Raw genomic sequence first — 13,358 nt, 5'->3', positions numbered from 1 at the left:
ACAGCCTGAACAACCGGGATTACTTTATACAGTACCCCATGTCCGATCTCCTGCCAAATATTTTTCAGTCAAAATAGACAGCAGTTGGATACCGACCTCGTTATGTCCTCCCTCAGGAAGGATCAGGTCGGCGTATTTCTTGGAAGGCTCAATAAATGCCTCGTGCATTGGCTTAACCGTCGTCAAATAGTGATCATGGATCGAATGGATGGTGCGACCGCGTTCCTCAATATCGCGAAGAACCCGACGAAGAATGCGCACATCAGGATCCGTATCCACAAACACCTTAATATCAAGCAGGCTGCGGAGTTTTTCGTCTGACAGTACGTGCAGACCTTCCAACATAACGATATGATTTGGCAAAAGCTCTACCGTCTCGTCCGTGGAGCGTGCATGAACCGTAAAGTCATACACGGGCGCTTGAGTCGCTTGTCCTTTTTTTAGACATTGGAGATGCTCAATCAGCAAGTCGTTGTCAAAGGCAAACGGATGATCATAGTTGACCAAAGCACGTTCGTCATAACTCAGATGTGAATGGTCTTTATAGTAGTTATCCTGAGATATGAAAGTCACTTTATTAGATCCCAGACGTTCAACGACAGCGCGTGCGACCGTCGATTTACCGGAACCTGTACCGCCGGCAATACCAATAATAAGCATGGCGTTTCACTTACCCTTCCCTAAATGTATCCCGATACAACTAAAGTATTGTAGCACAATGCACACTTTTTTTCATCACTGTTGCGCGTTGTATTTCTTCCATTTCCGTATCTTGGCTCTGAATGTTTTAAACGGTGCTACAGAGTTGATGTGAATCCATCTCGCCATAGGCCAGTTCGGATTGGTGCCCGTCCACTTGTGAACGCCCTGGGTAAAGAGCTCTTCATGACTGAGTGTGTCCACCCAATCCAGCCACGTTTGCTCAGCCAGCTTGAGCATATTTCGTAATTCATATAGAGAGTGGTCTGAATAGGTCTTGTAGAATGATTGGTATAGTTCGCCTAGTCTATTCCACTTATAATTCGGGGCGGGCATGATGACGGTTTTTCCCTCCCGTTCGTCTCTGTCCCAACTCATGACAAGATGAAGCCATCCGAGCTGGTAGGCAATCATCTCTGTGGGTGTTTTATCGACTTCGTCGATTCGAGTATCCTTATGGCTTTCGTCGATCTCTTGGAACTCACTGTCAAACCGTAAATAGGAGGCATGAATGGCTTCTTTTAACTCTGATTTGGAAGCATATTCGTAGCTAGACATCTAATCGCTCCTTTACATGATATGGGTGATACTAACTCCTTTATATGTACCATTCTCAATATGACAACCGTATGTCTTATTCAAAAATAAAAATATTGAGCCCGCATTGTGCGGGCTCATACCTGGCGACGGTGTAGATGGTGTTTAAAGATTTTATTTCATGTCTCGCCAGTTTTGGATATTTTCTTCCCAAATATATTTATATTTTTCGACGATATCTTTAGCTGTCTTTGGCTTTTGTCCAGTCAATAATTCAATTGCATTAGATTCGACGTTTAAAAGACCTTCTTTAATGCTAGCATCAGTGGTCATGAGATCTTCGCCACAGAATGGAACAGGTGATTGAGAGAAATCTCCCGTAATTTCTTTGGGAATGTGTAACTTTTTCAGGTATTCATAATATTGCTCTGGATTGACAGGAATGTACTCAAGATCTTTACAAGAAATTTCTTTAATTAGGTTACAAAGATCTCTTACAGAAACAGACTCTGACCCTACAATGTTATAAGCCTTGTTGTCTTCGCCTTTTCCAAGGAGAGCTGCGGCTGCGGCTCTTGCACAGTCATCTTTGTGAACTAAAGTGGCTCGGCCTTCACCAGCAGTGCTTAACCATTTATTATCAGACATTAGTGCTAACATAGGATACATGGTCAGATAGTTCTCTAAATATAAATTATTTCTCATTGCATTATAGGCAATACCTGTTGACTTTAAGTAATTTTCAGTCGCTGTATGGTCTGGAGTTACAAAAACGTGAGCATATTTTGGATCCGTTGCACCAATAAAAGAACTATATGTGATGTGAGAGATTCCTGCTTTAATTGCCGTATCAATCGCATTTTTGTGTTGTTGTACTCTTTTGCCTACTTCAAGACCCGAGACAATATAGATACGATCACCATTTTTGAATGCTCGTTCCATTGATGGAATGTCATCATAATTGATTTCAAAGATTTTTACTCCTGCATTTTCCCAACGTTGAACCCTAGCTTTGGGAATTCTATCTTTTTTCATGCAAGTGAAAGTTAGATTATGACCATCTACTTCTTCAAGAACAGTTTCTGCTACGCGACTTGCTAATTGACCATCTACTCCTGTAATAATATAACGCATTTTGATACCTTCTTCCCTAGTGATAATTTTCACAAGGAAAGAATATCATAGGTTGACGCAAGTGTGTAATTACCTTATGTTATGATTTATAAAAAACATTTATTACTAAAAGGGTGTTTCAAATGAATATTCAACAACTAAAATGCTTTGTTTCTCTTGCTGAGACACTTAACTTTTCAACAACTGCGAATAAATTAAATTTGACACAACCTGCTGTGAGTCACAACATCAAAAGCTTAGAAAATGAATTGGGAATCGTTTTAGTCGTTCGGAACAAAAGAACTGTCAATTTGACTGTAGCCGGCAATAGTTTTTATGAAGATATTGAAGGGCTTCTATTTAGATTAGACCAATCCATAAAGAAAGCAAAACGACTTTCGGAAAAATATGATAGTACCTTAATCATTGGCTACACGGAGACTGTTTTTGAGAAGAAAGTTTTGCCGGATATTATTAAGCGATTTAAGGAAAAATATCCACAGATTCAAATTCAGTTAAAAAAATCCAATTTGACTAGAGAAAAAGATGACTTATTAAACCAAAAGTTTGATATTATATTTACTACAGAAGATAATTTAGGAAAGGACATTGATTTTTGCTTTTACCCCGTTCTTAAAGGCTCGTATGTTTGTGTTTTGCCCCAAAATCATCCTCTTGCGAATGAACGTGAACTAACCTTCGAACAATTAAATCATAAATCGATCATTTTATTTAACGAGCACCAATCCCCTCCAACACTAAAAAGCATGCACAGGAAAATTATTGAGAATTGTCCTGAGTCAAGTTTTACCTATGGAGATACCATAAATACAATACACACCATGATAAAAAGTGATCTTGGTGTTTCGGTTCTGCCGAACTTTGTGGTTGTTGAGGATAACGAGATCTCGTTTGTTCCTTTAAGCTACACTGAAGAAGTGATTTATGGCGTTGCTTGTCTTCGAGGTGAAGAGCGCTTAGAAGTAAAACGATGGATTTCAACTTTAAAAGAATTACTCACCTGAACCAAGTTCTTCGCTCACAATAGCGTAAAGAAAAGGAAGAACTTCTGGAATCTCATATGTTGTCCATCCACCGTCTTCATCCCTATTTTGGTTATCTGCGTATGCAGTTGCCTTACGTAAGGAAGGCTTCTTGGTCAACCACAAAAAGGTATACCGACTCATGAGAAAATGGGGAATTCAGTCGGTTATCCGGATCTATTTAACAATGGAATCGTCGCTTGGCGTCTTTCACAGCGAAACGATCTTGCCCTCGTTAACGAAACACTAGATGCACTAAGTAAGGACGTAAATATAGAGGGGGTTATTCTCCATTCAGACCAGGGTTTTCAGTATACCTCGAAACCGTTTAACCGCAAGCTTAAAAGCTCGGAATCCTTGGAAGCCATTCCAGGAGAGGAAACTGTCTAGACAATGCCTGCATAGAGTCCTTCTTTTCTCACCTGAAAACAGAAAAGATTTATTTAAGCAAACCCGAAACCTTTGCTGAGGCAGAACAACAGGTATGTGAATATATCTCATTTTATAACCAAAGTAGATTCCAGAAAAAATTAAACAACCGTTCCCCGGTTGAATACCGAGAAACGGCTGCTTAAAAGTGTCTTTTTAGTCCTGTCTACTTGACAGGGGTATGACCAACAACTAGATGTTTTTTTATCTTGTCTACTTGAAGGGGATAATACCAAAGCGGTGTTTTTATTTTAAGCTCTCGCAAATGATTATGACAAATTCCACTCATATGTAAGCTCAACATGGTCAACGCCCCATGCACTGCTGCGGTATTCCTTCTTAAATCTGAAACCTGCTTGTGTATACATATGAATCGCATGTTTTTGGTCTTCCGTTGTTTCCAGATAAACTTGCCGATAACCTTTTTCCCTGCAATACTGTGTCGCTTGACTCAGCAGCCTTTTCCCAAGCCCCATTCCTCTAAAGTCAGGATGTAAAATAAACCATCTCAATTGAGCTTTTTCTGATGTATGGCCGATAATCGCAATAGCGCCAATTATTATTCCGTTTGCTTCAGCAAGCCATATCCTGTCTTTTTCCGGACTATAGTTCTCCAAGAACTCATAAAAGGTTTTGCAGACATAGCCTTCAAATACATGATTGTATCCGCATTCTTTGGCATATATCCAGCCGTGCAGGTAAATCAGATAACCAATATCTCCAGCTCTAATCTCTGAACGTATGCTAATTTTTTCTTCTGTGGAAACAGGGTTGTCAGTGAGAGCACTTTCGATCATCTCCATGCCCTCCACAAGCTTTTTTTGGTTATGTACTTGCAGTTTGTCAACCATTTGGGAAATTTGTTGGTCGGAAAGCGCGTCCAGTCTGGCAAGCGTCTCCCGTCCTTTATCGGTGAGATAGAGAAAATATAATCGCCCATCCTCAGCAGACCGCACTTTGTAAGTCAGGTTAAATGCCTCAAATCGTTTCATCATCCTACTTAAATAGCCTGAATCCATTCTTAGGGCTTCGATTAACTTTTTCGACGTACAATTCTCGATATTATTCAGTTCGTATAATACACGAGCTTCAGATAGAGAAAATTCACTATCCAGCAAATACTGCTCTAACAGTCCAAGAACATTTGTATAAAAACGATTGAATTTTCGAATGGAATGAACTATTGACGTGTAAGTTGAATTCATAAAGGTACCTCCTGAAATTACTATTTGGAATATTATGATAATGGAGATGTCTGACAAAGTCAATTATTTTATCTGACTTAGTCAGGTATTTAATTCGTTCCACTCCTGCCCTTCCAGAAAATCATCATGAGATCGGAACTACTAAAGAGCTTTATATGTACGTGACGCTTCTGAACAATTCGACAGTATAAGCCGACTGTCTGTTCAGCGAGAAAAGCATTCTTCCAGTTTTATTCATATCACTGACGAAAAGGACAACATCTGGTCAGGCATCCGAGTACGTCAGTCCATTGTTCACAGAAAGATAAAAGCTTGAGAAACGATCTTTTGAAAGCAGGTTGTTTCTCAGGCCTCTTATATTTTTTCGCAACCTCTGCTGTAGCTGCTACAGAATCAGGATTTGTAATGTCAAGTTGCAAAGGGATAAATCCCGGGATGCCAACTGAATCCGGATTTCTTGCCCACATATAGACTTTTGCGCCTCTTTTTAAAAGCTCAAGAGCTAAATGCTTTCCAAAATCCCCGATTGGAGCCGCTGGGCCTCATTCCAGCCTTGGAACTGACCGGGTCCGCCTCAAGAGAGCTTCTGTCTACGGAGCCGATTATCAGAATCTAATCCATTCGTCAATAGTACTTTTCCTCAGCAATTCGTTGGAGTTCAGATATAGGTAGTTTGAAAAAAGCAGTCAGGACAGATACGCTCTGTTCCTGACTGCTCTTTTTGTTAACTACGTCTAGGCTGCGTTCGGTACGAACTTAACCAATAACGACAAATGAGGATACGCCAGCAGGTACGGATCTAACGCGGAATAATACTCCATCATCTCTAAAAGTACGCAGAATATAAGGCTGGTTCGTAGGTGTGCGGACTCTGTTGAATCGGGCAGTACCAAAGCGGTCGAAGCCTGCAGCTTGAACAAAAGTTCCATCTAAACGCCGGAGTGTTGCAAAAAATCCAGACGTGTTAAAAGGTACACCATCATTGTTAGCCCAGATAACTGTAAATCTACGAAGGGTTTGTGTTGGACTCACATTGCGATATCTCGTAACAGGAACCTTTCTGCCCGTAGATTTCAGCGTTTGTGGAGGACGAATGGCCACTTCAAATCAACTCCTTTGTTGTGATGAGATATTAAATGCACACAAAGGAGCTTTGGACCGTGCTATAAACTACGGCTTCCTAAAAATAGGCATGTAGTGAACTCAAACTGGTACTTCATATACATTATAGTTCGATTTGGAACATCATTATGCCCACTCACGCCGTAGTGTAAAGAGGTCTTTTAACGCGTCTGTAGACAGCTCAGTAATCCAGCCCTCGGTGCTGGTGATAATTTGGTCGCTGAGCTGCTGCTTGCTCTCCAGCATCTCGTCAATGCGTTCCTCTAGCGTACCCAACGAGATAAATTTGTGAACCTGTACATCTTTGGTTTGTCCCATCCGGTAGGCTCGGTCTGTAGCCTGATTTTCAACAGCCGGATTCCACCAGCGATCAAAGTGAAAGACATGATTGGCAGCTGTCAGGTTGAGACCCACCCCCCCGGCTTTGAGCGATAAAATAAACACAGACGGCTGCTCGTCAGGAGAGAGCGTATGCGATTGGAATTGGTCAATCATTCGGTCACGCGCAGTTTTGGATGTACTGCCGTTTAGATAGAGCACAGGTTCTTGGAGCTCCTGAGCGAGTACCTGCTGGAGCATCTGACCCATACCAATATACTGCGTAAAAATAAGGCAGCGCTCGCCCTCTTCCCGTAGCTCCTTGACCATAGCCAGGATGCGCTCCAGTTTGGATGAACGGCTAATGACTGCTTCAAGATCGGGCTGACTATAACCAGAAGCTGCTGCATCCAGAAGCGCCTCCTTAGTTAAAAGAGCAGGGTGGTCACAAAGCTGCTTCAACTGGGTCAGAGCTGACAAAATAGCTCCTTTGCGCTCGATCCCCTCCAGCTTCTGCATCCGTTCCATCAGTTCTTTAACAATCTGATCATAGAGCGCACCCTGCTCGGAGGTAAGGTGAATGTATGTTTTCATCTCGTTCTTGTCAGGCAAATCAAGTTGTATCGCAGGGTCCTTCTTTTTGCGCCGCAGCATGAAGGGCTGAACCAGCTTCTGCAAATCCATCGTGCGTTGCTCATTATGTTCTTTCTCAATAGCATTCATAAAGCGATTGCTGAAGGCGCGTGAGCTGCCCAGATAACCTGGATTGATAAAATCATAAATGGACCATAGTTCGGACAACCGATTTTCAATAGGTGTTCCTGTCAACGCGATACGATGACGTGCAGGGAAACTGCGCACAGCTGTGGATTGCTTGGTTTGCGCATTTTTAATGTTTTGCGCTTCATCCAGACAGATCGAATCCCAAGTCATGCTTTGCAGCAGCTCTTGATCCAGAGTTGCTGTAGCGAAGGAGGTCAGGATGACATCGGCCTGCTCGACTTTTTCGCGGAACAAGTCTCCTTGTTCCCGCTTGCTTCCATAGTGCAGCATGACTCTTAATGAAGGAGCGAAGCGGCTGAGCTCTTTCTGCCAGTTGCCCAGCACCGAAGTCGGGCAAATCAGCAACGAACTGGAGCGTACACCCGTCTCAGCGGCAATTTCCTGTAGGTGCAGTAAATAAGTAATAAATTGCACCGTTTTGCCGAGCCCCATATCATCGGCCAGACAGGCGCCCAATCCGAAGCGCCGTAAAAAGGCAAGCCATGCGTATCCGTCCCGCTGATATGTCCGCAGCTCGGCTTGCAGTCCATCCGGCACGTCCAGAGCGGGCCATTCCGATTGCCGTCCGAGCTGGCTGATCAGCTTCAGTAGATGAGCGTTCAGCTCTACTTCCAGTCGGAAGCGTGCCGGGTCCTCCGGCTGCTCGCCTGAGGCATCGCCTTCAGGCTCGTCGGTGTTGCCAAGCAGATGCAGCTGCAGAATGTCCTGAAAGGACAATCCCTGAGCGCTGTCGATTCCGTCCATGGCGCGGCGGATTTGCGCCAGCAGCGCAGGGTCAAGCGCGATCCATTGCCCGCGGAAGCGCACCAAGCGCTCGTTGCGAGCGACCAGCTCGGCGAATTCCGACTCGCTCAGATCGGCATCGCCAATGGCAACACGCCAATCGAACTGGACAATCGAGTCCAGTCCGAACAGCGAGCTGCCCTTCGAGCGCTCTCCCGCTCCCTCGCCGGGGCGAACCTTGGCCCGCAGCTTTGGCTTCTTGCGGGTGGCTGCCTCCCACCAAGCCGGCAGCAGCACCTGCCAACCACTTTCCAGCAGACGTTGGCTGTCGGTCGTCAGGAATTGCCACGCTGCTTCGTCGGAGAGCGGGCGACTCAGTATGTCATCGCGGCTTCCGGCACGCTGCCCTGCGGGCAAAATAGCGGTCAAGCGTTCCAGCCATCCGCCTGAGCGCTCACGCACATGCACCGTCCACGCATCGGGCCATGAGCCGGATGCATATCCATCATCGGCGAGCTGTACAGGCACCAGCAAGGCCGGGTCCTGCTTGTCCTGCAACACAAGCTTGAGCTTCCAAGATGGCTCGTCGTCCTCCAGCTCTGGCTCCAGCAGTTGTAGAAGCGGGCGAAATGGCGCGGTATCGGCCTTCCATCCAATGGCGATCAGCCAGGCTTGGGCATCCAGGCCTGCCGCAGCCTGTCGATTGGGGGCGAAGAGAACCGGATACTCTCTTCGCAAATCAGCGGCTTCCTCTTCAGTGCCGTACCAGCGCTGAAAAACAGCGCCCGAGAACGCCGCTACCAGCCCATCGCGCTCGTTCTCATCCAGGCTGTCCAGCAAAGCAAGTTCTGCTGGTTGGATGTTTTCCAATGCTTCTGCATCCCACTTCCATTGCAGCTTCCCTGCCTGGAACGACGTGAAGTTGGGCACATAAGCTTTCGTTTCAATACAGTGAGCCAATAGAGGGATCAGCCGAAGCCACGGGGCATTGGCCTCGTCCCAGATCCATTCGATATGCTGTAGAAGCTCCTGCTCTGCCAGAAAAGGAATTACTTGCTCCGAGGGCAATACGATAATATCTGTGTCTTGAACATGCTGAATTTCCAACTCGGTGCCATAAAATGAAGCCTCATGCCAAGCAAACAAACGCTGCTTCAACATTTGACCGGAAATGCTATAGTTCATGGAGGAATCGCCATAGATCAGCGCATCCCCATAGGTAGTTAATTGAATATGCACCGTAATCGTTTCGGTATATTGGCTCATGATAACAATTTCCCTTTCCGCAATTCCTCCTGCAGCGCCCGCAGGCGGCTGTGCCGGCTGGTAAAGGTCGTGAAGAACAGCTCCCAGCGTGTTTCTTGCTTCATTTTTTTGTACAGCTTGAACAAGCGCTTTAACAGCTTAACCGCCGCTTTATAGCTAGATCTGTTTTTTTCCAGCACATAACGTTCTACCGCTTGATGGTAAAAGGGCAGCAGCAACTCAGGCGCGTTCTTTTCAATAGGTTGTAGCACGCTCACCCGAAAACTTAAAGGTTCACTGCGTATGCTTAGCTGATAGTCGATCCATTGCCGCCATTTTTCATGAGCAAGTAGAGCCTCTTCATACATTCCACCCGCAAATGGAAGCATACCCTTCAGCGTGTCCCACATGTCCTCCTCTGCTTCTGGAAGGTGCTGCAAAGCCAGCTCCCAATCATGCATATAATCCTGTAAATGATCATCCCGATGACTGTGAAGGAGGGGGCCGATATGTCGCAGTCCGTTTTTGAGACGTACCCAATCTTCGGCCTGTCGCAACGCGTGTAGGAACAACAGCAATTGGCTGGAGGAGATTTTTAGTGGAAAAGCCCGTTCCGCCTCCTGTAGCAGTTCCCAGGCTTTATGATCCTGCGCTTGGTAAACATACATCCAGCTCTGAGCCAGCATCCACGGAAGCCGTGCCAACCTTGCACTATGCTCCTCCTCAGCTGCATGTAAATGCTGCAATTCCTCCGTATATATGTTGGAGTCCTGCCTTGCAGGATGCACCCAGTACAGCCAAAACTGATAATACGCGTCTGAAAAATAAGTACCGTTCCGCGACTCTGTCAGCATTCTTCGGCGCAAATAAGCTAAAGTTTCTGCCATACGGGCCTCATGCATCGGTTCATCAGTCAGCTCCAGTGGACTTTCAAAATCACGCTCAATCGCTTCTTTAAGCTCATCTGCGGCAATTTGTGTGTAGTAACCCATATAGGTATGAGTAGGGTAACCCGTCACGGGGGTCTGAGGCACCAGCTTTTCCAACACACGCAGATGAGCATGCAGTCCATATAGCTGCTGCATGCCGGATGAGAGCGGCGGCTTCACGGCATAGATCGAAGCTAAAGCACTTTGGACATATTGAGAATTTTGGGTGTGTACATGATTAAGGGCGATACACTGATCAAACAGATCATGCCATTCGGAAACGGGCATGTCCGGTATGTTGCTTGCTGTTTTACTGAGAGCATCTCGTGTTGTTTCCTTGTGCTCCAGCGAAAGGTTCGACCGGAAAGCAGTTGGGGTACGGGTGTCTGCTCTTGCAGCCAGCCGAGTGAATCCCGCCGAATGAGCGTTCACTAATGCATGAACGGAACGTTCCTGTTCATTCGCGTAATTCAGCAATACGGCGATCATATGCTTGCAGTTGGTGCGAACAGGGCATGTACATCTGCTAGCAGCAAAAGCACTCAAGTGGAGATCCACTTCGTAGAGCTCATTCCCATCCACGACAGCCGCAATATGGTCAGCATCAGGCATTGCGAATTCTTTTACCTTTCCCTGCTTAAAGTACTGAAAACCTCGTTTGATCGTCACATCATTAAAATGGTCAGCCACGTTTTGAATGAGCTGCTGCCACTGTATATCATCCATAAGATAGGTTGGTTTCATATGCAAGAGTCTCCTAAGAGAGAATAGTTGATCTGATAATAGCTTAACTCTTCCATTATATCAGTTCACAGATGTAAATTGAGTGGAGGGAGCAGTTGGAAAATTCCGAAGAATAACCGCAGGGTGAAAAGTAAAAATCCCCTTACGCTATAGCATAAGGGGAAGAGTCATCGGGAAGAGCGAGGAGATTCCTTTACTGTTTTCCATCCGTTTTTTCTGTTCGATGGAAGACCATAGAGATGACAAGAAGCACCGAAGGTACTGCCGCACATACAACAATTCCAACATAACCTATTATTTTATCGAAGTTGCCTATTTCAATAAAATTTTGGGGATACATGCTCAGGCAAAATAATATAATTAACGGGAGATAACAGATATACTTGTTCCACTTTTGGGTGAGCTGGCTGATTCCAGTAACAATATAGAAATAATAATTTGAGGCGGTCATGAAAATTTTGATCGTCCACAAAATGATAAATAATATTTCAAATCGTTCCAGGAACGCGCCGGGGAATTCAATTTGCTGTGCAAAAGACACAACCGGCCATTGTAATCGGGAAACTTCTTCAACTCCCATACAGCCAATGACCATCGTTACCATTAAAATATACAAACCCATTGCAATCGAGTAGCCGATCCATCCAGCTTTCCATGCTTTTTGTGGGTTGGTCATCACATTAGTTAATATAAGAATGGACTCAAAACCCATAGTAGAGAAAGGTATAACTTTAAGTGATTCAAAGATCGGACGCCAACCTTTATGGAAAACAGGGCGCAAATTATCAAGATTAAAATGGTTGATATTAAGAATGATCAACAATAAAAAAACAATAAAGGTTAAAGGAAAAAAAAGCTCGATCAATCGAACCATTGCATGGAGACCGCCCCAGGTCAAATACCCAATAAGTAGAAGAAACGGTAAGAGAATCATACTTATCGGTGTTCTCTCCAGTGCAAGACCCTTGAGGAATTCCGCCATCATTCTACATACCAGAGAGCAGATCATCATGCAAAATACAATAAATGCGATATTGATCAGAAAGCCGATGAATTTACCTGCAATCACAGGATTGAACTCATAGAACGTCTTCCCTGGAAATCTATGGCACAATTTAACGTGGATAAAAATGACGCCGATCCCAAGCAGAGTTGCCAGCAAAAGTCCCTGCCACACGTCGGGTGTTTGCGTCTTCTCCGCAATGGTTCTTGGTAAACTGACAATACCTACAGCATACACAGTCGAAGTGACGGTGAATAAGGCTTGCAGGGTGGATATTTTCTCCTGTTTCATGGAAGGTATGTTAGACATTTACTCACCCTCTTCCTTTGAATAGGCACCAGTTCGCTCTATCTGTACTTTAGCCTTAACATCGATCGGTATTTGACTGAATGTGTCTTGCCAATTTTCCTTTACCCGATCCCAGTAAGCGGGATAATTTACTCTTACTTTTGTGCCAAAACCGACTACATCTGCTCTCATTTCTTTCTGGAGTGTGTTTAGCGATTGGGATACGGTTTGTTTGATTTCATCCTGCGCCTCTTGTTTGGCGGTTTGGATGAATGATTCCTTCAGGAAGTCTTCAGAATTTACCGTGCTTTCGTTTAGTTTGATATCTGTTTTAATACGAACTGTGAATGAGAGGTCCTGCCCGTTGAGGTGGGGAATAAGTTTTGTGTGGACATCCTCTACTTCAAAGACCATGGATTGATTTGACTTTGAGCTCTCAGTTCTAATAATTGAACCTTTTGTTTTTCCCAGCATCCAGTTGATTCCGATGACGTCCTCTTCGTCCAGCCAATAAGCAAATTTCTTCGTTTTGCCGCGGATCAGAGCTGCACCTGAGAAGTGATTGCCTCCACCGGTTTCTAGGCATTGAATGAGGAAGTCAGCTCCTTGTGAGATATGCGTAGAAACTTCCCCTAATGTTATTCTATAAGGTATTTTTGAATTTAAATTGCTGTTTTTAGCCAATGCTTCAAGGTCAATAGAAGGTATCTCTTGATGTTTGCCCATCTTATTGAGTGCTTCTTTCGCATTGTCTTTTACGATCATAACAAGTGATTTTCGACTTGGTTTATAGGAGCGAGTAAACGTATCTAACAACTGGTCGATTCTTCTTTTTTGTATAGCTTGGTCACTAATCAAAATCAAGCGAATAAAACTATATAAAGGAGCACGAGATACCTGCTTAGCCTGTTCCCTGGAAGCAGACTGGATGGAATCTTTATTGAAGGTTGTTACGTTGCGATACATATTTTTTCTGGATTTCTGCGCGATTAAGTGCTGGTAGGTAAGTTCCAGCATATCCTGCTGATCCGTATCAATGGCGACGCCTTGAATAATACTCAAGTTATCGATCTCTCTGCTATCCCAACAACCGGTGAGGAGAGTACACGCGATCCATGCGGCAAAGCATTTTTGTACCCATAGGGTGCGACGAAACAGAAGGCCGTAAGAAATCATA

Annotated in this window: 10 protein-coding genes and 1 pseudogene; 2 read left to right on the top strand and 9 right to left on the bottom strand. The window is 44.6% G+C overall.

Features of this window, described 5'->3' with window-relative positions; all coding sequences use genetic code 11:
• Positions 1-24 precede the first annotated feature (24 nt).
• The 3 genes from udk to C0638_RS06510 all read right to left on the bottom strand — a co-directional run bounded on the left by udk (position 25) and on the right by C0638_RS06510 (position 2,370).
• Positions 25-660 (bottom strand): uridine kinase, encoded by a 636-nt coding sequence (gene udk, locus C0638_RS06520; RefSeq protein ID WP_013368919.1) that lies wholly within the window; start codon positions 658-660, stop codon positions 25-27.
• Positions 661-735: 75 nt separating this feature from the next.
• Positions 736-1,257 carry a ClbS/DfsB family four-helix bundle protein gene (locus C0638_RS06515; RefSeq protein WP_058711351.1) on the bottom strand — a complete coding sequence of 174 codons (522 nt, stop codon included), beginning with the start codon at positions 1,255-1,257 and terminating at the stop codon, positions 736-738.
• Between the two features lie 153 nt (positions 1,258-1,410).
• A complete protein-coding gene (locus tag C0638_RS06510; RefSeq protein ID WP_058711350.1) occupies positions 1,411-2,370 on the bottom strand; it encodes an NmrA family NAD(P)-binding protein in 960 nt (319 codons plus the stop codon).
• A 122-nt stretch (positions 2,371-2,492) separates the two neighbouring features.
• On the opposite strand from C0638_RS06510, the gene C0638_RS06505 reads away from it, so the two are divergent.
• Positions 2,493-3,374: a LysR family transcriptional regulator gene (locus tag C0638_RS06505; protein ID WP_013368922.1), complete on the top strand. Its 882-nt coding sequence runs from the start codon at positions 2,493-2,495 to the stop codon at positions 3,372-3,374.
• 23 nt (positions 3,375-3,397) lie between these two features.
• A pseudogene (locus C0638_RS25590) lies at positions 3,398-3,967 on the top strand (IS3 family transposase); the annotation flags it as partial.
• A gap of 123 nt (positions 3,968-4,090) precedes the next feature.
• Here C0638_RS25590 and C0638_RS06495 read toward each other — a convergent pair.
• The 6 genes from C0638_RS06495 to C0638_RS06465 form a co-directional block, all read right to left on the bottom strand.
• A complete protein-coding gene (locus C0638_RS06495) occupies positions 4,091-5,026 on the bottom strand; it encodes a bifunctional helix-turn-helix transcriptional regulator/GNAT family N-acetyltransferase (RefSeq protein ID WP_013368925.1) in 936 nt (311 codons plus the stop codon).
• Between the two features lie 756 nt (positions 5,027-5,782).
• Positions 5,783-6,127, bottom strand: a complete 345-nt coding sequence (locus C0638_RS06485) for a hypothetical protein (RefSeq protein ID WP_016820169.1) — start codon at positions 6,125-6,127, stop codon at positions 5,783-5,785.
• A gap of 147 nt (positions 6,128-6,274) precedes the next feature.
• The gene (locus C0638_RS06480) at positions 6,275-9,238 is read right to left on the bottom strand and encodes a DEAD/DEAH box helicase (protein ID WP_058711348.1); all 2,964 of its coding nucleotides are present in this window, start codon (positions 9,236-9,238) and stop codon (positions 6,275-6,277) included.
• On the bottom strand, positions 9,235-10,890 hold the full coding sequence (locus C0638_RS06475; RefSeq protein WP_058711347.1) for an SWIM zinc finger family protein: 1,656 nt from the start codon (positions 10,888-10,890) through the stop codon (positions 9,235-9,237). The genes C0638_RS06480 and C0638_RS06475 overlap by 4 nt, the downstream gene beginning before the upstream one ends.
• 193 nt (positions 10,891-11,083) lie before the next feature.
• A complete protein-coding gene (locus C0638_RS06470) occupies positions 11,084-12,202 on the bottom strand; it encodes a GerAB/ArcD/ProY family transporter (protein WP_058711346.1) in 1,119 nt (372 codons plus the stop codon).
• Entirely contained in the window at positions 12,203-13,357 is a 1,155-nt protein-coding gene (locus tag C0638_RS06465; protein WP_058711345.1) for a Ger(x)C family spore germination protein, read from the bottom strand.
• Between the last annotated feature and the right edge of the window lies 1 nt (position 13,358).

It is taken from the genome of Paenibacillus sp. lzh-N1, assembly GCF_002872435.1.
Lineage (GTDB): Bacteria > Bacillota > Bacilli > Paenibacillales > Paenibacillaceae > Paenibacillus > Paenibacillus polymyxa_C.
The sequence above is the reverse complement of the archived record's forward strand: the minus strand, read 5'-3'. Positions and strand labels throughout refer to the sequence as shown.

What these genes read in the sequence shown, in the direction of transcription:
- udk (WP_013368919.1), bottom strand. Translation starts at nt 660, where the DNA reads ATGCTTATTATTGGTATTGCCGGCGGTACAGGTTCCGGTAAATCGACG.
- C0638_RS06515 (WP_058711351.1), bottom strand. Translation starts at nt 1,257, where the DNA reads ATGTCTAGCTACGAATATGCTTCCAAATCAGAGTTAAAAGAAGCCATT.
- C0638_RS06510 (WP_058711350.1), bottom strand. Translation starts at nt 2,370, where the DNA reads ATGCGTTATATTATTACAGGAGTAGATGGTCAATTAGCAAGTCGCGTA.
- C0638_RS06505 (WP_013368922.1), top strand. Translation starts at nt 2,493, where the DNA reads ATGAATATTCAACAACTAAAATGCTTTGTTTCTCTTGCTGAGACACTT.
- C0638_RS06495 (WP_013368925.1), bottom strand. Translation starts at nt 5,026, where the DNA reads ATGAATTCAACTTACACGTCAATAGTTCATTCCATTCGAAAATTCAAT.
- C0638_RS06480 (WP_058711348.1), bottom strand. Translation starts at nt 9,238, where the DNA reads ATGAGCCAATATACCGAAACGATTACGGTGCATATTCAATTAACTACC.
- C0638_RS06475 (WP_058711347.1), bottom strand. Translation starts at nt 10,890, where the DNA reads ATGAAACCAACCTATCTTATGGATGATATACAGTGGCAGCAGCTCATT.
- C0638_RS06470 (WP_058711346.1), bottom strand. Translation starts at nt 12,202, where the DNA reads ATGTCTAACATACCTTCCATGAAACAGGAGAAAATATCCACCCTGCAA.
- C0638_RS06465 (WP_058711345.1), bottom strand. Translation starts at nt 13,357, where the DNA reads ATGATTTCTTACGGCCTTCTGTTTCGTCGCACCCTATGGGTACAAAAA.